Consider the following 23,599-nt stretch of genomic DNA (forward strand, 5'->3'; position numbering starts at 1 on the left):
TGATAGGCTCTTCCAATCGCGTCATATCATCCGCGCGATAGTGAGCGCGCTGCAATAAGTGTGTTGTGACACTTTTTTAATTTATTCAAAGTGAATCACATGATAGCGAGAGCATATCTTTGTTGACTGTACTTGTCATGTTTATACGGTGGCCTGCCAGCCTCCACTAATTCATGCATCGCTATTGGGGAATTCTATGCCGGTAAACCATCTGAAATCGAATATCGGCAGCCTGCCCTACATGTCTGCATTGCCATATAGCATTCCACTCGCTTGCGCGATGATGGCGCTTGCGGTGAGCAGTGTTTCAGCACAGGAAACGAATGCTGGAATTCAGCTGCAAACGATTGTCGTGCAGGACAATGCCAGCTCAACAGAACCTGTTAAAGGATATGTAGCTAAGGTCAGCAGTAGTGGCACGAAAACGGATACACCTATCCTGCTTACGCCCCAATCAGTGTCGGTAGTCTCAGCTACCGAAATCAAAGATCGCGAAGCGCAAACTCTTGCTGACGTGCTTGCTTATACACCAAGTTTCACGGCACAGCCCGGCCCATTCTCGCGCGTCGCCGACCGGTTCAGAATTCGTGGATTCGACGTCGAATCAGGTACCGGTGGGATGCTGCGCGACGGGATGAGGCTACAGAACAACTCTTATGATGGTACGCAAGAGCCATTTGGTCTTGAACGTGTCGATGTTGTACGCGGTGCGGCTTCGGTTCTTTATGGCCAGCTTTCGCCGGGCGGCTTTGTGAACGGCGTCAGCAAACGCCCGACATCCGAGCCTCTGCGTGAAGTCTCGGTTCAGGGCGGGCTTCATAACCGTAAACAGCTTACTGCAGATTTCAGCGAAGCAATAACCGACACATTGTCATATCGTTTGACTTTTCTTGGTCGCGACAGCGACACCAACGTTGATTACATGAACAATGACCGCATCTATATCGCCCCGGCTTTGGAATGGAAGCCTGATGAAGACACATCGCTGACCATGCTTGGCTTTTACCAGAAGACCAACACACGTTTCCCCGCTGCCTTACCCTACGAAATTGTGGAAGGCATCGGTAATGGCCCATTCATCCTCGGCCGCGACACTTTTATTGGAGAGCCGGACTATGATCGGATGAAAACTAATATGGGTGCGCTGGGTTACGAATTTACCCATCGTTTCGACAATGATGTGCGGTTCTCGGCAAAATCACGCTATTACGAATCCGATCTGGACTGGCGTTATATGATGGCCCAGACGAGCGCCGCTGCCGTTAATCAGGTCGCACAGACAGGCATACTGGCTCGCCAGTACAGCGACCGTCATGATGGCGCGAAGGGCTTCACACATGATATGAATGTTGCATTCGATGTGGATACAGGTCCACTCTCACATTCATTGCTCGTCGGTTATGACTTTTACGACACATCGTATGATTCAGATAATTTTCGTGCAGTTGCTCCATCAATCGACTTGAACAATCCAATCTACGGCGCAAGTTTCACAGTTAATCGTGACCCTGCTCGTAACCGTGGTGCGAAAACAACAACCGTACAGCATGGTATTTATCTGCAAGACAAAATCACCTTTGATGAACGCTGGAACGTACTGCTTGGTGTAAGACACGACTGGGCTGATCAGGATTTCAGCTATCATGCGAACAACCAGTCGATCAGCCGCAACTCTGAAAAGACAACATGGCGCGCGGGGGTGGTTTACGAAGCTGAGAATGGACTGGCTCCCTATGTCAGTTATGCGCAATCCTTCTTCCCGATCTCGGTATCTGAATATGCCGAAGACATGAATTTCTCACCTATGACGGGAGAACAGATTGAGGCTGGCATTCGTTATCAGCCGCCCGGCACGAATATGTTGTTCAGCGCAGCCGCCTATCAGCTTGATCAGAACAATATCGTCACCCGTACACTTGCTGATGAGCTCACACAGATCGGTCAGCGGCGTGCTCGTGGATTTGAGCTTGAGGCCAAAGCCGAGCTGACTGATTATCTGACCATGGTGGGCTCATATTCGTACACAGATGCCCGGATCACCAAGAGTGAAGAACTTTTGGAACTTGGCCAGCGCAGTGAAAACACACCCTATCATCAGGCCGCTCTCTGGATGACTTACGATGTAACTCAGTTGGGCATCGACGGACTGACCGTTGGAGGTGGTGTACGATACACCGGATGGACCAGCGCATCAGGCATAGATAAACCAATACCCGGCTACACGCTTGTCGATGCAATGGTTCGCTATGAAGTGACCAAAAACATTACCTTGTCATTGAATGCAACAAACCTTTTCAACGACGAATACGCTGTCTGCGAATTTGCAAAGTGTCTTTACGGAGATGGCAGAGAGGTTATGGTGTCTTCCAGTTTCAAATGGTGACACCGCTTTAACGGCTGTTGGGAATTCATGAGTAACGTCGATTTCTAAGAATGATCCCCTATTTTCAACTGCGAGAGCAATGTTAGACCTGTGGTCAGGTCTTCCATACCAAGCCCACCCAGACACAGCCGGATACCCGTCGCATTATCGTTTCGATCAGCACGAACGGCATCCGGCTCTGTAACAACAACGCCAAGCGTCGCCGCTGCCTTTTCGAAGGCTTCCGCTTCCGTATGAGGCATTGGCAGCCACGCATGAAAAGCACAATCATCGGTCATGATTGTTCTGTTATCGAAGAATGACCGGGCCAGTTTTGCCCTTTGCCGCGCCTCGGCACGCAAAGTACCCCTCACCGTTTCCATAACACCACTGGTAAACCACTCTTCGAGGAGCGCATAGTCTACTGGCGAAGAAGACAGTGGCAGCGCACGCAAGGCTTCCTCGGCATGTTCCTCCCAGCCTGAAGGCAAAACCAGAACGCCCAGTCGCAATCCTGGACTGAGTGACTTGGAGAGGCTCGTTACATGAAAGACGCGATCCGGTGCCAGGGTGACAAGTGGAGGAAGGTTGGGAGAGGCACCCAGTGTATAGACACCATCTTCAACAATCGGGACGTTTCGCTTGTTGCAGACGTCCACAATGTCCTTTCGCCGGTTTGCTCCCATAGAAATCGTCGTAGGATTATGAAGTGTGGGGGTCAGATAAACAAGGCGACGGCGCCCGCTGTTCTCTTCTTCGCATAGCACCCGATCGAGATCATCCGGCACCATACCCTGGTCATCAATATCAACGCTCCGCATTGGATGGCCGCGATAGCGCGCAAGTGCAATAGCTCCCGAGTAGCTGAGACGTTCTGTGACAATCAAACCATTGCCGCCGCACAGAATATCGAAAGCAAGCCAAAGTGCCTGCTGCCCGCTTCCAGCTAATATAATCCTCTTTGCGTCCGCCTCAATGCTCAGGCTTTCGAGCCAGCGCGCCAATAAACGCCGATGCTCATCATGGCCTGCTGGTGGGGGATAAAGATTGACGTGGGCTGAGTTTATTTTTCTGGATATTGCAGAAAGTGTGCCAGCCAACAATCTGTCACTTAACATAACAGGCAGGCGATTGACCGAGAAATCAATTGCAGGCCCCTTTCGCGATTCAAAGACGGCGACGAATGTACCACAGCCCTTTACGCTGCGCGCCAATCCGCGCCGCTCAAGCATCGCATAGGCTTTCGTAACTGTGCCTACTCCGAGGTTCAGTTTCCATGCCAAATCCCGATGGGCAGGAAGTCTGTCGCCGCCATGCAACTGCCCGGAGAGAATGTCCTCTGACAAAGCTTCTACTAGCCTGTTTGCGGGAGTATTGCCATTATCTGAAAGACGAGGAGTCCATGGAGACTGAAGTCGCATATGTGTACCCCCGACAGAGTGCTCGATATAACACCCTTAGTACAGGCACAAGACACCATTGGAAACCGCTTTAGCCTCGGTCAAGTATGGAAAGCTTCTTATTATGTTAAATTAACTGGTTGAAATCTAGTGCTGGCATACCGCAACGCAGTCCGTCTCCCATTGATAACCAGTCAAGATTCTTCGCGATTGCCCCTCCTCAACGGCAATATCGCCCTTTTATCTTGAACAGAAGCGAATTGGCGCCCCGTTGATCCCAAACATTAAGTTCGAAGCCTATCTGGTAGGAATAATATCTGGCCATTCCTGCGCTCCGTGAAGTACGCGGAGGATACGAACCGCCGATTGCGTTACAGCATAAGCCGCGACGTATGGAGTACCATTTACAACAAGTTCCCGCGTCCCGGCAATTCTGCCAACCCGACCACTCGCCGGAAAATCAATTAAGCGACGAGCAGCCGCGACGATCCGTTCGTCAACCATGATTGCAGATAAGGGATTATCCGCCTCAATAAAAGTGAAAATGGCGTCTCGATCTGATAACGCAAATGCGGACCAAGTGAGCTTCACGACTTGAGCGTCGTTGCTTTAAGGCGCGCTGCCGCCCGGCGTCTTTCGAAATGAGCCGTGACTTCATCATCCGAGACGTCCGGTCGTGGGTCGTGAAGCGCTTCAAGAACCTTGCTGCGAAACCAAGCATCGTGCGCTTCGCTGCCTGATATAAGTTCGAGCGGTAATGCCCCCTCGTTCGCCGTCCGGGTGAGCAAGATACGAACAACATCCGACACCGTAAGACCCATACCTTCAAGCACAGCAGAGGCACGATCTCGAACTTCGGCATCAATACGAGTTTGAACGAGTGCGTTAGAAGCCATAAGTTCCTCCAAGTTAAAGCTTGATTGTAATGCATATGAATTACACAGTCTATAGAAGATTTCTGCGCGCGCCAAGCTGCTGCGTTTTTTGCCTTGGAAGGTTACGAACCACTTTCCCTCGTCTTTGCCAGGTGTGATGATTGCCGGTCAGAAACATCGGTTCCTTTAAAACTGGCATAAACTGGCGGGTTTGAAAACGGGACAGATTTGGTGGCACGAACTGATCCGTTACATGCGCTTTCCGGAAGATCAGGAATGCGTGACATAGCGTGCAGCAACCGCGGGACTAATCTCCGATCAGTATACTTTGAACGGCTGATGAGCGCGGCCAATCGTAAATCCTACGCGACTTTAACGACCGCTTCCGACGCCATTGTGGTCGTTCGAGGAATTAGGACCGTTTTCCAGAAGCTGCGGCTCAAGGGAGCTAGAAGCTGACTGAGTGTTTTGAGATGAAAGACGGGACTAGCAGTCGCCGGCCCGAACAATAAGGGCCTTCGCTAGACCTGATACGTCGGTTCTTGCTCAAGTGAAATCGACGTCGTAAATGCCCCTGGAGGGAGGAATCATGCATATTGCAGTGACGGGGACGCATGGTAGTGGCAAGACGACATTTATCCACGACTTCACAGCCGTTCATCGCGCTTATGAAAGCGTGCCCGAGCCCTATTGGCTTCTTGAGCAGCAAGGCGTCCCATTTGCCAATGGAGCTACGACAGCTGATCTTGAAAAGCAGCTTGCCGAAAGCTGTAAGCTGATCTTGGGTCATGCTGGTGGCCGGGACGTGATCTTCGACCGCTGTCCACTCGACTTTCTCGCCTATCTGGAGGTGGTCAGCGCTGGTGAGGGCTTTGAGTGGCTTCCGAGTGGCCGTGAACTGGCCAATGTCAGCAAAGCGCTCGCCATGCTCGATGCTGTAGTTTTTGTCCCGCTCTCATCTCCTGATGAGATCCCGGTCGAAATCGAACTTCCTCGATTGCGGAGTCGTGTGGACAGGCGCCTCAAGACCATGCTGCGCGAAGATGATCTGGGGCTATTGCACAACGGGCCACGTATTCTCGAGGTGGTGGGATCCCGGGCCCAACGTGTGGTGATGGCTGGATCGCTTTTTAGACCGACATAGACACTCAAACGTCCGGTTCGGAAGCTTTCTCGCCAAAAGCCGCCATTCCGCTTCCCACCGCATGTCAGACAGCCCACAAGGAACGCAAGATCTGATCAGACCCTTGGGTGCGCACGAATTTCAAGCCTCGATAGTTAACGGGACAAATTTGTAGGGTTGGTTTTGCTTTTGATTCAAAGTCGAGGACATGCGTGTCTTGTTTCCAGCAGTATACCGGGCCGAGATTGCAGATTGCTAGTCAATAGCCCTGAATCTCGTCCAAATCTGCAGAAACAGGACGCCACGCTCAAAGAGCAACCCACCCGTTGATTGTGATCGAAACGCCGAGGATACACTAGCGTCGGAAAAAACGCGCTGAACTCCGATGAAGATGAGCTTTCAAGTAGAAATTGGTTCCAGCTCTTTGCGGAGCTCGCAGCATAAATGCGCCCAAGAACAAAGCCGCTCTTAACCAGCCAAAATTTTTGCGACAGAACCCACTCATTATCTATTGCTTCATGGATAGATTTCACATCAGGTCAGGGTCGCAGCACAACCTTCGCACGGCTTATCAAGCCGTTATCGATGTCTGCAAACGCGTCCGCTCCTTCGGACAGGGCACGCGTTTCAAACCAGTCGAGGCCGCCAAGGTCGCCTGCGATCATCGCGGCGACAGTGTCTCTGAAATCGTCCGGCGTGTAGCAATATGCGCCCGTCAACGTAATCTCCTGCAAGGTGATCTTGCGAACGTCCAGTCCGTCACTTCCCGGAAGCAGGCCGATATGAACGATAACTCCGCCCGGTTCGACCATTTGGCACGCGGCGGCGCGCGTTGACGCGGCTCCGACTGCATCGATGACAAGATCAATGCTGTTCTCTTTCGGAGCCGCACTCTCGCCCGGCACATAAAGGCGAAAACCACCTTGCGCCGATATCATCGAATGTCGCACCGGGTTTGTCTCTGCGACAGCGATATCGCGAATACCGAAATGTCGCAGCGCAAGCGCTGCCCCGAGGCCGATTGCTCCGCCGCCAAGCACGACCGCTCTCACCTCGTCCAGAGGCGTCATCAGCAAGGCGCAGCCGCGCTTTGCCGCGCGCCAGGAAACGGCTAGCGGTTCTGCGAGTGCTGCTGTCCCCACATCGAAGTTTTCGGGAAGCGGAATGACATTGCTTTCCGGTACCACAACATATTGCGCAAAGGCGCCTTGGCGCGGCTGCATGGAAATGATTTGACGTCGAGAATCCAGGTTGGGCCGGCCAAATCGGGCAAATTTGCCATCGGCAGGTGTCACCAGCGGATTGATCGTCACTTTCTGGCCTGTCAACAGGCCATTCATCGCTTCCCCGGAAGCTTCGTGCCCGAGGATGACAGGAGGCAAGCGACGAGAATCGTGGCCATGATAGGCATGCACATCTGAACCGCAGATTCCGACAGCGTCGACCCGGACCAGGACTTCGCCTGCAGACGGGACTGGCTCGACCACATCTGTGAATTCAAGCGTATAAGGTGCGGTATATACGAGAGCTTTCATGTTCGGCTTCCTTCTACTTCGCCGTAAACCCGCCATCGACGTGGATCGTCTGTCCTGTAACATAGGCGGACGCCTCAGACGCCAGGAAGACTGCCGTTCCGTAAAGGTCGTCGAGATTGCCGTTTCTGCCGATCGCCGTCTGCGCGGCATTCGCGGCTGCTCGTTGCGGATCGGAAAAAACAGGCTCGGTCAGAGGTGTCGGAAAGAACCCCGGGGCGATTGCGTTGCAGGTTATGCCATGGCGGGACCATTCCTCGGCAACCGCGCGCGTAAGCTGCACGATTCCCCCTTTAGCGGCTCCGTAAGGCGCCGAATTTGAAAATGCGCGCGTGGACTGCAGAGAGGCGATGTTGATTATCCTGCCCCAACCGCGTTCCCGCATGAGGGGAGCGAAACCCTGTGTCAACAGAAACGGCGCCCGAAGATGCAACGCCATATGCAGATCGAAGTCGCCGGCCGATACCTCGGCGAACGGCTTGCGAAGGTTGACACCCGCGGCATTGACCAGAATATCGACCGCGTCGTTGCTCAAATTCACATCCGCAACGACGCGGTTAACGTCTTTTGGATCCGCAAGATCTCCGGCAACGGTCTGCACGGGGATGTTCTCGGTCCTCAGAGCTGCCTCCGCTGAGGCCAGATTGGCGATATTGCGCCCGATCAGCACAACGCACGCACCCTGCAACCCGAGAGCTGTGGCGATTGCCAGCCCAATTCCGGAATTGCCACCAGTCACGACGGCGGTTCGGCCGTCGAGATCAAAGAGGTTAGACAATCGTCCCATGCTAGTCTCCCTGCTTCTTGAGGACGTGGTCAGCTTGCGCTCTCGACTGGGGCGCCCATGTCGAGATTGTGTCCGGGGAAATACTTGTCCATCCGGACGTCCGCCGTGCGGGCATGAGCCTCCATCCCCTCAAGACGAGAAATGCGCGCCGTTGCGAGAGAGAGCGTCTTGCACGCGTCACGGTCGGACTTCTGCCAGGTCAGGGGTTTCAGGAACTTGTGGACCGAAAGGCCGGCGGAATACCGAGCGGCGAACTTCGTCGGAAGGATATGATTGGGGCCGGAAGTCTTGTCGCCAAACGCAACCGTCGTTTCCTCTCCGAGGAAAAGCGAGCCGTAGTTGGTAAGCTCCCTCAGCCACCAATCGAGGTCCGAGCAATGCACCTCAAGATGCTCGCTGGCATATTGATCGGAAATCTCGACAAGTTCCTCACGCGTGTCGCACAGGACAACCTCGCCATAGTCACGCCATGCGGCATCCGCTGCGTCCCTTGCAGGCTGCGGCAAGGCATCGATGATGCCCTGCATCATACGCATGGTTTCATCAGCGATACGTTTTGAGGACGTAAACAACCACGCCGGGCTCTCGTGACCATGCTCTGCCTGGCCGACGAGATCCGTCGCAACAACCATGGGGTCGGCGGTGTCGTCGGCGATCACGGCGACTTCGGACGGACCGGCGAACACATCGATGCCGACTTTGCCGAAAAGCGTCCGTTTGGCTTCGGCGACGAACTTGTTGCCGGGGCCGACGATGATGTCAGCGGGAAGGCCGGTAAAAAGTCCGTAGGCCATGCTGGCAATCGCCTGGACACCACCAAGGGTCATGACGATATCCGCGCCGGCAACCTGCATCGCGTAAAGTACATAGGGATGGATGCCCTCTCCCTTGTACGGCGTCGAGCAGGCGATCACGGTCTTCACTCCCGCTGCCTTTGCCGTCGCCACGGACATGTAAGCCGACGCGATATGGGCATAGCGCCCGGTCGGCACATAGCAACCCGCCACGTTGCATGGCACCAGTTTCTGCCCCGCCGTGAAACCTGGGAGAAGTTCCACGGAAAAGTCCTTGATAGAATCCCGCTGAGCGAGTGCAAAGCGGCGTACCTGGTCGGCAGCGAAAGCGATGTCATCCTTCACAGATTGCGGAACGTTCGCGGTCCTCCGCTCCATCTCCTCGCGCGTCACGATGATATCGCCGGTCCATTTGTCGAGGGACTCGGCATAGTCGCGAACGGCTGCTTCTCCGTCTGCTTCGATGCGGGCGAGCATGGTTGCAACGACGTCGCGTGCCGTGCCGGTTTCGGTTTCCGGTGACTTGCTTGCTTTTTTCAGATAGGTGATTGCCATTTTTCATACCTTCGATGAGGAGCGTTCCGTTTCTCCAAAGAAACGGAAGTAGCCCGGTCGCAATAATGGTTCGGTGGCGGTTGGGGTTAGTCGATTTTCCCGGCAAAGGCTGCGAGCGCAGGATCGTTGCGGACCATGTGCACGAACTTCGGTTCGATATAGGTTGCGGTATCCGGATTGCTTGCAATCGTACCAACTTCGGTCATGAAGTCGCCGACGGACGAGAACCACGAGTCAAGCTGCGAGTGCCCGTCGTTGCGTTCGAGCAGGTCACTTTGCTCTTGCAGCAAAAAGGTCTGGCGCAGATCAAATTCCGCCTGGGCAGCTTCGTCGGACACCTCGACGCCGCCCTCGGCGTAAAAGGATCTAAGCATGGCCTTCGCATCTTCGGGATGGGCTTTTGACCAGGCAATACCGCGCAGGAAAACTGCGAGGAATTTGGCGACGAGTTCAGGCTTTTCTTCAGCAAAGCCCGGTCTGACGACCAATGCTCCCGGTACGGTCGCACCAGCATCCGCGCCGGAGCAGAGGTAATCCATGCCGGCCCGCTCCTTCAACGTATAGGTGTGCGGCGCCCATACCCCAGCAATGTGGCCGTTATTGCTGATAATCGCCGAGATAACCTGCGCCTGCGCGAGATTGACGAACTCGACGTCAGCGTTGGCGACACCCCATTTGCGCAGGCACGCCCGAGCCGCGTAGTCGGCAGTGGAATTGGTCGTCAAGAGCAGTCTCTTGCCCTTTATCGACGTCGGATCAGCCTTCAGGCCATCGATGACGGTGGAGCGCGCCATAATTGCGTTGGCCTTCGACTCGTCATTCGTCAGGCCAATCGTAAGCAATCCGAACCGGGCAGCGCCCAGGACGGCAGGAACCGAACCGGTGCCTCCAACATCCCAGTCGTTTGCCTGCGCAGCGGCGATCTGCGGAGCGCCCGCCGGGAACGTGACAAAGCTGGCGTCGAGACCCACTTCGCGCCACCAGTCCTTCTCCTTCGCGATGTAGAAGGGAAGCGCCCAGTAAAGGGACGGTTGATAGCTGATCTTGATCGGCTCAAGCTCGGCCGAACGCACTGACGGCGCGGCCATCAGCATCGAGCCCAGCATTACGGCAAGAAGAATTTTCTTCATTCACACATCCTCCGTTTGAGTTGCCAGTTCGCAGCCAGTGCGGTCAGGCGATCTCCATCGCCTTTTCTTCGCGAAGGCTGCGCCATATCCGCGTGCGCAGATGGACGAAACTCTCAAGATCCATGACGTCCTCGATCTTCTCGTGCGCATCCCAATTTTCGGCTTGCCTTACGGATCGGATATCGATCATTTCCTTTACCCTGCCGGGCTGCCGCGACATGATGGCCACTCGATCGGCAAGGTAGACCGCCTCCTCCACCGCGTGAGTGATGAACATCACGGTACGCGGATTGACGCGCGCCAGCCGAACCAGTTCCTCCTGCATGACGACACGGGTTTGCGCATCGAGCGCGCCGAACGGTTCGTCCATAAGCAAAACATCGGGGTCGAGCACATAGGCCCTGGCGATCGACACACGCTGCTGCATCCCGCCGGAAAGCTGGTGGGGAAAGGCGTTTTCGTAGGCCTGGAGGTTCATCAAGGAAAGCGTGCTTGCGATGCGCGCGTCACGCTCAAACTTAGGCACTTTCTTATTGCGCAAGCCCAGCTCGATGTTCTGACGAACCGTTTTCCATGGCATGAGCGCGAACTGCTGGAACACCACTGCTCGATCCGGGCCGGGGCGAGTTACAGGCTTTCCGTTTACGGAAACCATCCCCGAGGTGGGGAAGTCGAAACCGGCGACAAATCGCAAGCAGGTCGTCTTGCCGCAACCGGACGGGCCGACAACCGCGACAAACTCCTTGTCGGCAATTTCCAGATTGACGTCCTTCAGCGCGACGAAGCCATCCTTCTTGCCGTAGACACGACCGACACCATCAAGGCGGATAATTCCCATTTCCTTCTCCTCCAGAACATTCCGTGCGCTGCAGCCAAGTGCACTGGCCGCCTAAGTCGCAACGCCGTAACTTAACCAGGCCGTCCCCGGCCTCGCAGAATGCGAGCCTCGATCCCACGGAGCAGGATGTCGATCGCAATGCCGACAAGCCCGATTGCGATCATTCCGGACATAACCGTGGTAGTTGAAAGGTTTCCCTGCCCTTGAACCATCATGTACCCCACACCGGTGGATGCCACGATGAGTTCCGCACCTACGAGAGACTGCCAACCAAGCCCTGCGGATACGCGTAAGCCGGCAATGATCGACGGCACTGACGATGGAAACAGGACTTCCAGGATCGTCCGCGAATCCGGTGTTCCGAGCATACGGGCGGCTTCAATCAACCGCGGATCCACGAACTTCGCACCGCGATAGGCGTTGATCAGGCAAGGTGGAAAAGCGCCTGCGAAGATGATCATGATCGGGCCACCGATACCGGTCCCGAACCAGAGGGCGGCGAATGGCACCCACGCTATCGGCGCAATGAAGCGCACGGCGTCGAAGAGCGGTGTAACGATATCGTCCAATAGCCTGAACCAACCCATCATCAGGCCAAGCGGAATGCCGACCAGCGCCGCCAGACCAAAGCCATATGCAAACCGTTCAAAGCTTGCACCGAGATGCTGCAAGAGGGTTCCGCCCGCAAACCGTGTGTGCAGCAGGAAGCCGAAGCGTTCAGCTACGGCTGCCGGCGATGGCAGAAAGAGTGGCGAAGTCAGTCCAGAGACCGATAGAAACGTCCAAAGTGCAAAGAAGGCGACGAGGCCTGCGAAGCCAAGAAGAAAGCTTTGCTGAAGAGAAATGCTACGGGCCATGGCTATCAAACTCCCGCCGCCATTGCGGCCTGATTCCACCGCAGCGACCACTGCTCGAAGCGCGACAGGACGTAGGTTGTCGCCCAGCCGCCGATTGTGACTGCAACCATCCCGACCAGGATCATCCCTGGATAGAGATCCTGCTGCGCCACATTCAGAACCCTGCCAAGTCCGTAGAGAGCACCGACAAGCTCGGCGGCGACCAACGTCGTCCAGGAGGCCTGGAGCGAAAGCCTCAATCCGGTGAAGATCATGGGGCTAGCTGCCGGCAACAGCACTTCGAGCGTCAACCTTCTGGGCGGCGTCCCAAGCATTCTCGCAGCCTCGATCAATGTCTTGTCCAGGCTGCGGATGCCCGAGTAGGCATTGATGACCGACGGAACGAAGGCGGAAAACCAGATCACAAGGATCTTTGCAGCGTCACCGAGACCAAGCCACAAAATGGCGAGCGGTATCCAGGCAAGCGGCGGTATCGGGCGGACGATTAGGAAGATTGGGTTGATGAACGCTTCAGCCTTCCTGCTCCAACCCATCAGCAACCCGAGGGGAACGCCGGTCAGCACTGCGGCAGCGAACCCGGAAAGAACGAGCAGCAGGGAGCGAAGCACATGCTCCAGCAATGTTCCGTTGGCGTATCCCGGTGACCAGATCTGAACGAGCGCCTGCCAAGCAGCGCCCGGGGACGGGAAGCGCCCGGGCGATATGGCGCCGGTCAAAGACGTTAAAACAAACCAAAGTGCCATAACCACGAGAATGGTCGTGGCCCCGACCCTCATCCTCCTCGACATCGCGTACCTCCCAGTATTTATGCAAACGCTTTCATTTTTGCATCATATTGTCAATGTCTGGCATAGCCTAATCTTCTAATAGTCTCGAATAACACGATTTTATTTGCATGCTTCCGGCGAAAAGGATATGAAATTTCTTTCATTTCTCGCCGGAGGTTTCCGTGAAGAATTCCAAAGCCACCCTCGCGGACGTCGCCAAAGCGGCCGGCGTGTCACCCGCCACCGTCTCCCGGGCGATTTCCAATCCTGAATTGGTCAGGCAGGAGACGCTGCGCACCATCCGCGCGGTGGCTAAATCGCTGGGCTATATCCCCGATGCGAAAGCCCGGGCGCTCGTTTCCGGGCGCTCCAACAGTGTTGGCGTCGTCGTGCCGACCCTCGATAGCCCGATGTTCTCCAGAGCACTGCATGCGATGCAAAAGGCGCTTTCGAATGCGGGATTCCAGCTCCTTGTCGCGTCTCACGACTACGATCCATTTCTTGAAGAGCTCGCTGCAAGCAAGTTGATCGGCCAGGGGGTCGATGGTCTTGTTCTCGTCGGCGCCGATCGTCCGGAAGGTCTTTGGAAACTGGTTGACAGCACCGGAACTCCAACGGTCCTGACCTGGTGCGCGATGGAAGGGCGAGACAGCGTTTGCGTCGACAACGTGAAGGCCGGCGAGTTGGTGGCGAACCATCTCCTTGACCTCGGGCACCGCCACTTCGGTGTCCTGACGGGCGAACGTCGGAACAATGATCGCCAACGCCAACGCCTCGAGGGGGTTCGGAATGCCCTTGAACGACGCGGCGTGCCCCTCGGTGAGACGAACGTTCTCGAACAGCCAATCTCCATCGCGGGGGGCAGGTCCGGCTGCAATCGCTTGCTGACGCACGCCAATACGCCGACAGCGATAATCGGCCTGATCGATATTCTGGCGACGGGGGCGATGATCGAGGCGCAAGCACAAGGGATTGCAGTGCCCACAGACATGTCCATTGCGGGAATAGACAATCTCGAGTTTTCCGAGCACGTGGCACCTGCTCTGACGACCGTGCACATTCCCGCCGCCAATATGGGTGATCTGGCGGCAATGCGTATCCTTGAAATGCTCAGAGCACCGCAAGCGCCCCGTTCTACAATGCTGGATGTTGAACTGATCGCGCGCAAGTCGACCGCGCCTCCTCGCGGTTAGAGGCAGCAGCGCGCTTGAGCTAATCTCGGGGAGACCTATCAGGCTGCCTCGCGGTGCAGGCGGGTTGTGTAGCGTATCGGAGGTAAAGCCCTTCATTACGAAGCCTCCCCGCTAATTGACCATCGCCAGCAACTCGCCAACCGACTTCTTCGCGTCGCCGTAGAGCATGCGGGTGTTGTCCTTGAAGAACAGCGGGTTCTCGATGCCGGAGTATCCGGTGCCCTGCCCGCGCTTCGACACGAACACCTGCTTGGCCTTCCAGACTTCCAGAACCGGCATACCCGATATTGGCGAGTTCGGATCGTCCTGCGCCGCCGGGTTGACGATGTCATTCGAGCCGATGACGATGACCACATCGGTCTCGTGGAAGTCCTCGTTGATCTCGTCCATTTCCAGAACGATGTCGTAGGGCACCTTGGCTTCGGCGAGCAGCACGTTCATGTGCCCCGGCAGACGGCCGGCGACGGGATGGATTGCGAAGCGCACGTACTTGCCGGCGGCGCGCAGCTTGCGCGTCAATTCCGAGACAGATTGCTGAGCCTGCGCCACCGCCATGCCATAGCCCGGCACGATGATGACGCTGTCGGCGTCGTTGAGGGCGGCGGCAACGCCCTCCGCATCGATGGCGATCTGTTCACCTAAGATCTCCATCTGCGGACTGGTCGTTGCGCCGAAGCCGCCGAGAATGACCGAGATGAAGGAGCGGTTCATCGCCTTGCACATGATGTAGGATAGGATCGCTCCCGAAGAGCCGACCAGCGCGCCGGTGACGATCAGTAGGTCGTTGCCCAGCGTGAAGCCGATGGCCGCGGCCGCCCAGCCGGAATAGCTGTTCAGCATTGAGACAACGACCGGCATATCTGCGCCGCCGATGCCCATGATCAGGTGATAGCCGATGAAGAAAGCGGCCAGCGTCATCAGCACCAGCGTCCAGACGCCGGCACCATTGACATAGAGCAACAGCAACAGGATCGACAGGGCTGCGGCACCGGCATTCAAGAGATGCCCGCCGGGCAGCTTCTTCGCCTTGCCGTCGACCTTGCCGGCCAGCTTGCCGAAGGCGATGACCGAGCCGGTGAAGGTAACTGCGCCGATGAACACACCGAGGAAGACCTCAACCTTCATAATCGCCAGTTCAACCGGCTCCTTGTGGGCCAGCAACTTGGCAAAGCCGGTCAGCGTCGCACGCGCAGCCTCGTCGAGGCCGGCGACATTCGCTGCCTCGAGATGGGCGTTGAAGCCGATGAACACGGCGGCCAGACCAACGAAGCTATGCAGTGACGCGACGAGCTGCGGCATTTCGGCCATCTGCACGCGCGAGGCGACGAAATGGCCGAGCACCGCACCGCCGGCGATCATTAGGACGACGACGACCCCGTTGCCGACATCCGGCCCGAACACCGTGGCGACGACCGCAAGGCACATGCCGACGATGCCGTACCAGACAGCGCGCTTGGCGCTCTCCTGGCCTGAGAGGCCGCCGAGCGAAAGGATGAAGAGAACTGCTGCCGCGATATGGGCGGCCGAAACGATACCGATGGTCATGATGCAAATCCCCCGATCACGACTTCTGGAACATGGCGAGCATGCGCCGGGTGACGAGGAAGCCGCCGACGATGTTGATCGTGGCGATCAGCACGGAGAGCGCCGCCAATACCATCACAAGCCAGTTGCTTGACCCGATCTGCAGGAGCGCGCCGAGAATGACGATGCCGGAGACAGCATTGGTGACGGCCATCAGCGGCGTGTGCAGCGAATGCGAGACGTTCCAGATCACCTGGAAGCCGACGAAGCAGGCGAGCACGAAGACGATGAAGTGGCTCATGAAGGCCGCGGGCGCGAAGGCTCCAACCATCAGGAGCAGCGCCGTGCCGGCGGCGAGCAGCATCAGCTGGTTCTTCGTATCCGCCTTGAAGGCGGCAGCCTCGGCGGCGCGCTTTTCCTCCGGCGTCGGCTCCCTCACCTTTTCCTTAGGCTTCTGGGCAGCGATCGCCGCGATCTTCGGCGGTGGTGGCGGGTAGGTGATCGCGCTTTTGAAGGCGACGGTCGCCCCGCGGATGACATCGTCCTCCATATTGTGCACGATCCGGCCGTCCTTTCCGGGAGTCAAGTCGGTCAGCATGTGGCGGATATTGGTGGCGTAGAGCGCCGAGGACTGCGCGGCCATGCGGCTCGGGAAGTCCGTATAACCGATGACGGTGACGCCGTTCGGCGAGACGATCTTCTGGTCGGCGACGGTCAGGTCGCAATTGCCACCGCGCTCGGCGGCAAGGTCGACAACGACGGAGCCGGGCTTCATCGCCGCCACCATGTCGGCAAGCCACAGTTTCGGCGCGTCGCGTCCGGGGATCAGCGCCGTGGTGATGACGATGTCGATCTGCGGCGCGAGTTCGCGGAACTTGGCCAGTTGCTTCTCTCGGAATTCCGGCGAGGACGGGGCGGCATAACCGCCGGTCGCGGCCCCATCCTGCACGCCGCCATCGAAATCGAGAAAGACGAACTCGGCGCCCATGCTCTCGATCTGCTCGGCCACTTCCGCGCGCACGTCGAAAGCGTAGGTCTGCGCGCCGAGCGAGACGGCGACGCCGATGGCGGCGAGGCCTGCGACGCCAGCGCCGATGACCAGGACCTTCGCCGGCGGCACCTTGCCGGCGGCGGTGATCTGGCCGGTGAAGAAGCGGCCGAAATTGTTGCCCGCCTCGATCACTGCTCGGTAACCGGCGATGTTGGCCATGGAGGACAGCGCGTCCATCTTTTGCGCTCGGCTGATACGCGGCACCATGTCCATCGCGATGATGTTCGCACCCGTCGAACAGGCCTGCTCCAGGAGTTCGGCGTTCTGGGCGGGATAGAAGAAGGAGAGCAGCGTATGTCCGGTAACGAGGTGCGCGACCTCGAAGGGCTCCGGCGGACGAACCTTCGTTACGACATCCGAGGCCACAAACAGCGCGCCCTCATCGTCGACAACCGTCACGCCGGCCGCGCGATAGGCGTCATCCGAAATGCCCGCCTTCACGCCCGCGCCCGCTTCTACAAAACAATCATGGCCCAGCTTCTGCAGCAGCAATGCACTGTCCGGCGTCATCGCGACCCGATTCTCGCCTTCAACTTTTTCCCGAAGTGCGCCGATTTTCATGGACACTCTTTCTCTTTGGTTAAAAATTTTGTACGCAGCCTTTACCCTATGCGGACGCCCTGCGCCCGAGCGGCATAACCCTCGAAATAAGCCAATCACACGATGTTCGCGGCTATCGTCGCTCCGACCAGGATGACCGGTACGGCGCGGAGGCTCACCATCTGCTCGGCCGTGATCCGCGCACCTAAGATGCCGACACCATAGCGGATCTGGAGCACGTGATTTTTCACATTCGAGAGTCTTGCCCTTACGGTCATGTGCTTGATTTCAGTCCGCGCCGACAGTTCCGAGTTCATCGATTTCTGCCTCTCTTGAAGATACTTTGGCAGTGTCACCACCCGATCGTCGGCCCGCACTTTTTGTGAGAGCGGGCCGACACCGGTGGTCAGGCGCTGCGATAGAGCTTGGTCATCGAAAATTCGCGGTGGCCAAGCGCCTCGGACGCGGTGTTGCGGCCGCTCGCGGTACGCCGGATCATGTCGATGAGAGCATCACCGGCTTCATCGATGGTCATTTCCCGGCGAAGAATGCCGGACACATCGACGTCGACGTGCTCGGACATCGTCCGGACGGTGCGTGGATTTGCGGTGATCTTGACCACAGGCAAGATTGGGTTGCCGATGACATTGCCCTGCCCTGTCGGGAAGGTGTGAACGACATAACCACCAGCCGCCATCAGCGTGACGCATTCGGCCGCCGCCGAGGAGCTATCCATGAAGTAAAGTCCGTTGCCCGAGGCCGGAGCCTCGGCCGCGTCGAGGATGTCGATATATTTCGACGTGCGCCCGATCTTTTCAAGGTTGCCGAGCGCCTTCTCCTCGATCGTGGTCAGGCCCCCTTCGATGTTGCCCTTGGTGGGCTGGCTTTCCGACAGGTCGTCGGTCTGGTGCGCGAAGATCACGTCATCGGAATAGGCCTTCCACATCTTGTACCAGCGCTCGCCGACTTCGGGATTGATTGCGCGCGCCTTGCAAATGTGTTCGGCGCCGGTGATCTCGGATGTCTCGCCGAAGCAACCGTAGATCCCTTCGGGAAGCAGCTTGTCGTACATGTTGCCGACCGTCGGGCAGGAGCCGAGACCGGTCGTCGTGTCGCTCTCTCCGCATTTCGTCGAGATCCAGAGTTCCGAGATCGAGCACTCCTCACGCTGAAGCTCGGAGGCGAAATGCACGAATTCCTTGGCGGAACGCGAAGCATCCATGATCGTCTTCAGGTCGCCGTTCTGCTCGATCGAGAAGGCAGCGACAGGCTTGCCCGTCTTGGCAATGCCATCGGCAACCCGCTTGGTCCAGCCAGGTTCGATACCGATCACGACACAGGCCGCGACGTTGGGGTTCGCGCCAGTGCCGATGATCGTGCGGAAGTGTAGTTCGAGGTCGGCTCCGAACTGCAGGCGCCCGTAGGAATGGGGAATGGCGAGCGTGCCCTTGATATTGTTCGCCACGGCCTCGCAAGCCGCGTTGGAAATATCGTCGACGGGCAAGATCACGACATGATTGCGGACGCCTACGCGGCCATTTTCGCGCCTGTAGCCCATGAAAGTCATGTTGGAATATTTTGTGGTCATCGGTCCGCTCTCCTACCAGCGCTTCGTCTTGAGGTTGTGGGTGTGGACATGCCTGCCCTTGGCGACGTCGGCGACGAACTTTCCGATGTCTTCGCCGTACTTCATCGCAGTGTCCCCGATCTTGAGATCGGCCAACGCGATCTTGTGACCGATCGGCACATCGTCATGGGCAACCATCTTGAAGCTGGAGTTGTCGTGCGTGACGACGCACAACATGTTCGTGCCGGCTTTCAGGCCTTCGACGACGACGACGCCGACGTTGTCTCCAGCCTCATGAATCAACAGTTGGGGAATGGACACGGGTGTGCTCCTCTCAAGCCACGTCACGCAGGGTGATGAATTGTTAAACTCTTATGTCTTATATAAGACGTCTTATAGAAGACATAAGAGGCTTTTCCTGTCAATCGTCTTGCGATAGAATCGCGAACGCGCCCATCTCGGGGCGAGAAAACGGGGCTTGCAGAGTAAGAAATGAACAAATTAAAACAGGAAAGCGGCGCACCAATCGGTCCCAAACCGTTGTATGCCCAAGTGCGCGACCAGTTGGTGCGCCGGCTTGTGACGGGTGAATGGACGCCGGGAATGATCCTGCCCAGCGAACAAGAGATCGCCCGCAGTCTCAGCGTAAGCCAAGGAACGGTCCGAAAGGCTCTGGATGCAATGACGGCGGACAATCTCCTGGTACGGCGGCAAGGACGAGGTACTTTCGTCGCGCAACCGGAAGACTCGAGGATCATGTTCCAGTTTTTTCGCTTGGTGCTGGATGGAGGGGAAACTGACTTCCCACAATCCCTGACGCTCGCGACGAGAGCAGTTCAAGCGCCTGCCAACGTGTCGCAGTCCCTCGAATTACCGCCGGGTACCATGATGCTACGAGTAGAACGCGTGCGCACGCTTGCGGGAAATCCTGTGATCAACGAAGTCATATGGCTTCCGAAGGACCGGTTTCCGGGGTTCGACGCCTTGGATGCTATCCCGAACAATATCTATCAGTTGATATCTGCGCGCTGGGGTATCACAATCGCCAGGGCCGACGAGCAACTAAGGGCGACCGTTGCGGATGAAATAGATGCGCAGAGACTGGCGTGCCCACTTGGCCATCCATTGCTGGCAATTCAACGCGTTGCAGTCGACCTTGAAGACAAACCAGTCGAGTTGCGACAGTCGCGATGTTTAACCACCACTACTCATTATGCGGTCAGTCTGCGTTAAATCTGACGCAATTGTAGATCGTCTTACGACGTTTGTTTCGGAAACGGGACGAAAATTGAGCTGAAGCCTGTGGTTTCGAAAGCGCTATTCACTCAATTGTTGATAAGATCTCTGCGAATAACTAATCGTACACATGTGACGATGTTATAAGCGCACGTATTGGATTTTAAAGTCAGCCCAACACACCAGATATGACGAAAATCCCATTTTGCCACATGTTGAAACTTGGATCTGGAGCTGAGGACGTACTACCTTCAAGGTCAATGATGACTAAGCTGCGATGCAGTGATTGAGGCATATATCGCCGCTGTCCAGCAACGACAAAAACCACATTAACGTCGATCCTGAGCGCCAATAATGGCGAATAGGGATCGCAACGTTATCAATCTCACAGGCTTTGCACCCCGTTTAGGGTACGGTTTCCAAATCTGTTTGCCGAAACTCGTCATGGGTGGCGAGAATGGGAACACGATAATATTTTGCGCAGGCGTAATGCAGACAATCGCCCAGATTAAGCCGCCTCGCGCCCTTGCCATATTTCTCGATTGCCCCGATGGAAAGGCTCGCTGCACTCTTGCCAACCGGCAAATCCACCAGTTTGATATTGCGCGAATCCAGCAAGTCCATGAGGAAAGCTTCGGCCTGTGTAGGCGTGCAATCGAACTTATCTGGACGTGATAAAGCAATAACTGTTTCCAGCACTGCGACCGGTGATGTGAGGCGCGTCTTGGAATTTGTCAGTGCGTTTGAAACGCTTATCGCTTCTGGCTTTTTGGTCGCAAGTGCGATCAGGGCGCAAGCATCGACAAACATTAATTGTCATCCCACATGTCGTTAAAGACCGCTTGAGGGAGAGGGTTTTTCGCCTGATCTGTGAGGCGCATTCCATGCTTCTTTCGCAAACGTTCGGCAGTTTCCAACGGTGTTTCAGCATTAACACGGCTATCGATAGCCTCGTTGACTGCTAATATAATCGCATCCGTCAGATTGCGTCCGGTGAGCGCTGCAAACTTGCGAATGAGCTTATCCGCTTCGTCATTGGTAATGTTGATCGCCATGGTCGAAAACCTTCAATCATCTACATTTTTTATTGAAGCATGAAGTTTCGCGCGAAATCAGCGTTCTTCTGCCAAATTGCCAGTACTGTTAGTTAGCGATCTCATCATGGCGAAAATAGCCCCTCGCCTTCACGTGATATGAACTCACAAGCTGAGCCTGCGGCCTTTCTAGGCTTTTGATTTATCTGCGAAATGAGACAAGATATTAATCAGCTCCAGGCAGTTACCGAGGGATTGCAGTCATGCAGGCAACAGTGTCAGACATTATAAAACTTCAATCCACAAAGTTGGCACATTAGTATCGCCTCACGCACTATTTGTGGAATCATGTAGCCAAGCTTTGTCGTGCTTGCTTTCGCCTGAAATTTCTCGCACGCTATTGTCCGACCACATGGTAGACTACATGGGAGGAAAAGACATGCCGCATTACGGACTGAAATCATTTTCCCTTGCCGCTATTATCGCTATTGCCGGACATCTGCCTTCAGTTCACGCGGCATCACCAGCACCGGCGGAAGGCCAGAATGGCATGGTGGTGACGGCCCAGCACCTTGCCTCGCAGGTCGGTATCGATGTGCTGAAGAAGGGCGGCAATGCCGTCGATGCGGCTGTCGCGGTTGGCTACGCGCTGGCTGTTGTCTACCCGACTGCCGGTAATCTCGGCGGTGGAGGTTTCATGACCATCCGCTTCAAGGACGGCAAAAGTACTTTTCTCGATTTTCGCGAGCGCGCACCGCTCGCAGCCACCAAGACTATGTATCTAGACAAGGATGGCAAGCCGGTTGAAGGCGCCAGCACTGAAACTTATCTCGCCATCGGCGTTCCAGGCACAGTGGCTGGCCTTGAGGAAGCGCGCGAAAAATATGGCACCCGCAAGCGCGAGGAGTTGATCGACCCAGCACTGAAGCTTGCCAAGGACGGCTTCACGTTGGAACTGGGCGATATTCTCTCCTTTGCTGATGGCAATGAAAGACTGGCGAACGATCCGGCAGCGGCGAAAATCTTCTTGAAAGACGGAAAGCCGCTTTCCTTGGGGGAAAAGCTCGTCCAGCCGGACCTGGCGAAATCGCTCTCATTGATTTCGGAAAAAGGTCCCGACGCCTTCTATCAAGGTAATATTGCCGATCTGATTGTCAGATCGAGCATGGAAAATGGCGGCATTCTCGCCAAGGCCGATTTCGAGCAATACAAGGTCCGTGAGCTTGAGCCGATCAAGTGCAGCTATCGCGGCTACGACATCGTTTCATCGCCTCCGCCTTCTTCGGGCGGACTAATCATCTGCGAAATCCTGAACGTGCTGGAGGGCTATCCGATTTCCTATCTTGGCTACGGCTCAGCAGAAACCACACGTTTGATGGTGGAAGCGATGCGCCACGCCTATGTTGACCGAAATACGGCATTGGGTGACCCCGACTTCGTCGAAAATCCAATCGAGAAACTCACCAGCAAGTCTTATGCCGAAGAGATCCGTGGCCGCATCGATCCTTATCGCGCTGGTGTCAGCGAGGCTCTGAAGCCAGCCGAATTCAAGGAATCCAACGAAACCACGCATTATTCCATTGTCGACAAGGATGGCAACGCGGTCGCTGTGACCTATACTCTCAACGGATCCTTCGGCACGGCCAAGGTGGCTGAAGGTACCGGCATTCTCCTTAATAACGAGATGGACGACTTCACCATCAAGCCAGGTGTGGCCAATCTCTATGGTCTCATACAAGGGGAAGCCAATGCCATTCAACCACGCAAGTCACCGTTGTCCTCGATGAGCCCAACCATCGTGTCGAAGGATGGTAAACCGTTCATGGTTATCGGCAGCCCCGGCGGCTCGCGCATCATCACGATCACGCTCGAGGCGATCATGAATGTCATCGATCATGGCATGGATATTCAGGAGGCGATTGATGCACCGCGCATTCATCATCAGTGGTTGCCTGACCGGGTCTATATCGAAGCGAATGCGCTTTCTCCGGATACGATCCGGCTGCTGACCGGTATGGGCTATACGGTTGGTGAAGACGATGACTGGCCGGTTTGGGGAGAGGCAGCAGGCATCCTTATCGGCGGCAAGGACATGGCAGCTATCGAAAAGGGCGGTGACAACCGCTATTACGGCGCTATAGACAGCCGTGCCGTCGCTGGTGCTGCAGTAGGTTATTAGAACCTGCTCGTTCGAACGGCGATCCGAGCGTAATGCCGGTACTGATTAGACGTGATGATTTCACGTCTCTTCAATATCCGGCATATATTTATTTGTCGCTTTCATAACGCCGACGTTCGTTTAGGTGGAAAATACCTCCACTGATTTGAAATTCTGCAATGAGCATTTTGTTTATGTAGAAAATGAAAATAGGCTTGCGTGACCTGAGTAGGCATTGTGCCAAGTGATAGGACGCTCACACAAAGCGGCCGACCC

The 23,599-nt window shown here is 56.1% G+C and carries 22 protein-coding genes; 5 read left to right on the forward strand and 17 right to left on the reverse strand.

The features are described from left to right. The first annotated feature begins 196 nt into the window (after positions 1-196). A complete protein-coding gene (locus KMS41_23435; protein QWK80664.1) occupies positions 197-2,383 on the forward strand; it encodes a TonB-dependent siderophore receptor in 2,187 nt (728 codons plus the stop codon). 44 nt (positions 2,384-2,427) lie between these two features. Here the strand turns inward: KMS41_23435 and KMS41_23440 are convergent, their stop codons facing one another. The 3 genes from KMS41_23440 to KMS41_23450 form a co-directional block, all read right to left on the reverse strand. Next, on the reverse strand, positions 2,428-3,783 hold the full coding sequence (locus KMS41_23440; protein ID QWK80665.1) for a PLP-dependent aminotransferase family protein: 1,356 nt from the start codon (positions 3,781-3,783) through the stop codon (positions 2,428-2,430). 276 nt (positions 3,784-4,059) lie between these two features. Further along, on the reverse strand, positions 4,060-4,353 hold the full coding sequence (locus tag KMS41_23445; protein ID QWK80666.1) for a type II toxin-antitoxin system RelE/ParE family toxin: 294 nt from the start codon (positions 4,351-4,353) through the stop codon (positions 4,060-4,062). Further along, positions 4,350-4,658 carry a type II toxin-antitoxin system RelB/DinJ family antitoxin gene (locus KMS41_23450; GenBank protein QWK80667.1) on the reverse strand — a complete coding sequence of 103 codons (309 nt, stop codon included), beginning with the start codon at positions 4,656-4,658 and terminating at the stop codon, positions 4,350-4,352. The genes KMS41_23445 and KMS41_23450 overlap by 4 nt, the downstream gene beginning before the upstream one ends. A gap of 568 nt (positions 4,659-5,226) precedes the next feature. Here KMS41_23450 and KMS41_23455 point away from each other — a divergent pair. Next, positions 5,227-5,781 carry an ATP-binding protein gene (locus KMS41_23455; protein ID QWK80668.1) on the forward strand — a complete coding sequence of 185 codons (555 nt, stop codon included), beginning with the start codon at positions 5,227-5,229 and terminating at the stop codon, positions 5,779-5,781. A gap of 518 nt (positions 5,782-6,299) precedes the next feature. Here the strand turns inward: KMS41_23455 and KMS41_23460 are convergent. The 7 genes from KMS41_23460 to KMS41_23490 all read right to left on the reverse strand — a co-directional run bounded on the left by KMS41_23460 (position 6,300) and on the right by KMS41_23490 (position 13,041). Continuing rightward, positions 6,300-7,295, reverse strand: coding sequence for an alcohol dehydrogenase catalytic domain-containing protein (locus KMS41_23460; protein ID QWK80669.1), 996 nt, complete (start codon positions 7,293-7,295; stop codon positions 6,300-6,302). A gap of 13 nt (positions 7,296-7,308) precedes the next feature. Further along, positions 7,309-8,079 (reverse strand): SDR family oxidoreductase, encoded by a 771-nt coding sequence (locus KMS41_23465; GenBank protein ID QWK80670.1) that lies wholly within the window; start codon positions 8,077-8,079, stop codon positions 7,309-7,311. A 29-nt stretch (positions 8,080-8,108) separates the two neighbouring features. Next, complete coding sequence (gene hisD / locus KMS41_23470; protein QWK80671.1) at positions 8,109-9,428, reverse strand: histidinol dehydrogenase; 1,320 nt, start codon at positions 9,426-9,428, stop codon at positions 8,109-8,111. Positions 9,429-9,514: 86 nt separating this feature from the next. Next, complete coding sequence (locus tag KMS41_23475) at positions 9,515-10,558, reverse strand: ABC transporter substrate-binding protein (GenBank protein QWK80672.1); 1,044 nt, start codon at positions 10,556-10,558, stop codon at positions 9,515-9,517. A 43-nt stretch (positions 10,559-10,601) separates the two neighbouring features. After that, positions 10,602-11,396, reverse strand: a complete 795-nt coding sequence (locus KMS41_23480; protein QWK80673.1) for an ABC transporter ATP-binding protein — start codon at positions 11,394-11,396, stop codon at positions 10,602-10,604. A 71-nt stretch (positions 11,397-11,467) separates the two neighbouring features. Beyond that, positions 11,468-12,253 carry an ABC transporter permease gene (locus KMS41_23485; GenBank protein ID QWK80674.1) on the reverse strand — a complete coding sequence of 262 codons (786 nt, stop codon included), beginning with the start codon at positions 12,251-12,253 and terminating at the stop codon, positions 11,468-11,470. Between the two features lie 5 nt (positions 12,254-12,258). Continuing rightward, positions 12,259-13,041: an ABC transporter permease gene (locus KMS41_23490; GenBank protein QWK80675.1), complete on the reverse strand. Its 783-nt coding sequence runs from the start codon at positions 13,039-13,041 to the stop codon at positions 12,259-12,261. Between the two features lie 161 nt (positions 13,042-13,202). Between KMS41_23490 and KMS41_23495 the strand changes: the two genes are divergently transcribed. Then, positions 13,203-14,213: a LacI family DNA-binding transcriptional regulator gene (locus KMS41_23495; GenBank protein ID QWK80676.1), complete on the forward strand. Its 1,011-nt coding sequence runs from the start codon at positions 13,203-13,205 to the stop codon at positions 14,211-14,213. A 111-nt stretch (positions 14,214-14,324) separates the two neighbouring features. On the opposite strand, the gene KMS41_23500 is transcribed toward KMS41_23495, so the two are convergent. The 5 genes from KMS41_23500 to KMS41_23520 all read right to left on the reverse strand — a co-directional run bounded on the left by KMS41_23500 (position 14,325) and on the right by KMS41_23520 (position 19,216). Next, positions 14,325-15,758, reverse strand: a complete 1,434-nt coding sequence (locus KMS41_23500) for an NAD(P)(+) transhydrogenase (Re/Si-specific) subunit beta (protein QWK80677.1) — start codon at positions 15,756-15,758, stop codon at positions 14,325-14,327. A gap of 16 nt (positions 15,759-15,774) precedes the next feature. Continuing rightward, complete coding sequence (locus tag KMS41_23505) at positions 15,775-17,349, reverse strand: Re/Si-specific NAD(P)(+) transhydrogenase subunit alpha (GenBank protein ID QWK80678.1); 1,575 nt, start codon at positions 17,347-17,349, stop codon at positions 15,775-15,777. A gap of 95 nt (positions 17,350-17,444) precedes the next feature. Next, positions 17,445-17,645: a hypothetical protein gene (locus KMS41_23510; protein ID QWK80679.1), complete on the reverse strand. Its 201-nt coding sequence runs from the start codon at positions 17,643-17,645 to the stop codon at positions 17,445-17,447. 89 nt (positions 17,646-17,734) lie between these two features. Further along, complete coding sequence (locus KMS41_23515) at positions 17,735-18,916, reverse strand: UxaA family hydrolase (protein QWK80680.1); 1,182 nt, start codon at positions 18,914-18,916, stop codon at positions 17,735-17,737. A gap of 12 nt (positions 18,917-18,928) precedes the next feature. After that, positions 18,929-19,216 (reverse strand): UxaA family hydrolase, encoded by a 288-nt coding sequence (locus tag KMS41_23520; GenBank protein QWK80681.1) that lies wholly within the window; start codon positions 19,214-19,216, stop codon positions 18,929-18,931. Positions 19,217-19,387: 171 nt separating this feature from the next. Here KMS41_23520 and KMS41_23525 point away from each other — a divergent pair, with 171 nt between their 5' ends. After that, positions 19,388-20,128 carry a GntR family transcriptional regulator gene (locus KMS41_23525; protein ID QWK80682.1) on the forward strand — a complete coding sequence of 247 codons (741 nt, stop codon included), beginning with the start codon at positions 19,388-19,390 and terminating at the stop codon, positions 20,126-20,128. A gap of 408 nt (positions 20,129-20,536) precedes the next feature. Here the strand turns inward: KMS41_23525 and KMS41_23530 are convergent, their stop codons facing one another. Continuing rightward, entirely contained in the window at positions 20,537-20,941 is a 405-nt protein-coding gene (locus KMS41_23530) for a type II toxin-antitoxin system VapC family toxin (GenBank protein QWK80683.1), read from the reverse strand. Continuing rightward, a complete protein-coding gene (locus KMS41_23535) occupies positions 20,941-21,186 on the reverse strand; it encodes a type II toxin-antitoxin system VapB family antitoxin (protein ID QWK80684.1) in 246 nt (81 codons plus the stop codon). The genes KMS41_23530 and KMS41_23535 overlap by 1 nt, the downstream gene beginning before the upstream one ends. 418 nt (positions 21,187-21,604) lie before the next feature. Between KMS41_23535 and ggt the strand changes: the two genes are divergently transcribed. Further along, positions 21,605-23,344 (forward strand): gamma-glutamyltransferase, encoded by a 1,740-nt coding sequence (gene ggt / locus KMS41_23540; protein ID QWK80685.1) that lies wholly within the window; start codon positions 21,605-21,607, stop codon positions 23,342-23,344. The last annotated feature ends 255 nt before the right edge of the window (positions 23,345-23,599 follow it).

It is taken from the genome of Ochrobactrum sp. BTU1 (assembly GCA_018798825.1).
Lineage (GTDB): Bacteria > Pseudomonadota > Alphaproteobacteria > Rhizobiales > Rhizobiaceae > Brucella.

Coding starts and splice junctions, on each gene's coding strand:
- KMS41_23435 (QWK80664.1), top strand. CDS start 197: ATGCCGGTAAACCATCTGAAATCGAATATCGGCAGCCTGCCCTACATG.
- KMS41_23440 (QWK80665.1), bottom strand. CDS start 3,783: ATGCGACTTCAGTCTCCATGGACTCCTCGTCTTTCAGATAATGGCAAT.
- KMS41_23450 (QWK80667.1), bottom strand. CDS start 4,658: ATGGCTTCTAACGCACTCGTTCAAACTCGTATTGATGCCGAAGTTCGA.
- KMS41_23455 (QWK80668.1), top strand. CDS start 5,227: ATGCATATTGCAGTGACGGGGACGCATGGTAGTGGCAAGACGACATTT.
- KMS41_23460 (QWK80669.1), bottom strand. CDS start 7,295: ATGAAAGCTCTCGTATATACCGCACCTTATACGCTTGAATTCACAGAT.
- KMS41_23465 (QWK80670.1), bottom strand. CDS start 8,079: ATGGGACGATTGTCTAACCTCTTTGATCTCGACGGCCGAACCGCCGTC.
- hisD (QWK80671.1), bottom strand. CDS start 9,428: ATGGCAATCACCTATCTGAAAAAAGCAAGCAAGTCACCGGAAACCGAA.
- KMS41_23475 (QWK80672.1), bottom strand. CDS start 10,558: ATGAAGAAAATTCTTCTTGCCGTAATGCTGGGCTCGATGCTGATGGCC.
- KMS41_23480 (QWK80673.1), bottom strand. CDS start 11,396: ATGGGAATTATCCGCCTTGATGGTGTCGGTCGTGTCTACGGCAAGAAG.
- KMS41_23485 (QWK80674.1), bottom strand. CDS start 12,253: ATGGCCCGTAGCATTTCTCTTCAGCAAAGCTTTCTTCTTGGCTTCGCA.
- KMS41_23490 (QWK80675.1), bottom strand. CDS start 13,041: ATGTCGAGGAGGATGAGGGTCGGGGCCACGACCATTCTCGTGGTTATG.
- KMS41_23500 (QWK80677.1), bottom strand. CDS start 15,758: ATGACCATCGGTATCGTTTCGGCCGCCCATATCGCGGCAGCAGTTCTC.
- KMS41_23505 (QWK80678.1), bottom strand. CDS start 17,349: ATGAAAATCGGCGCACTTCGGGAAAAAGTTGAAGGCGAGAATCGGGTC.
- KMS41_23510 (QWK80679.1), bottom strand. CDS start 17,645: ATGAACTCGGAACTGTCGGCGCGGACTGAAATCAAGCACATGACCGTA.
- KMS41_23515 (QWK80680.1), bottom strand. CDS start 18,916: ATGACCACAAAATATTCCAACATGACTTTCATGGGCTACAGGCGCGAA.
- KMS41_23525 (QWK80682.1), top strand. CDS start 19,388: ATGAACAAATTAAAACAGGAAAGCGGCGCACCAATCGGTCCCAAACCG.
- KMS41_23530 (QWK80683.1), bottom strand. CDS start 20,941: ATGTTTGTCGATGCTTGCGCCCTGATCGCACTTGCGACCAAAAAGCCA.
- KMS41_23535 (QWK80684.1), bottom strand. CDS start 21,186: ATGGCGATCAACATTACCAATGACGAAGCGGATAAGCTCATTCGCAAG.
- ggt (QWK80685.1), top strand. CDS start 21,605: ATGCCGCATTACGGACTGAAATCATTTTCCCTTGCCGCTATTATCGCT.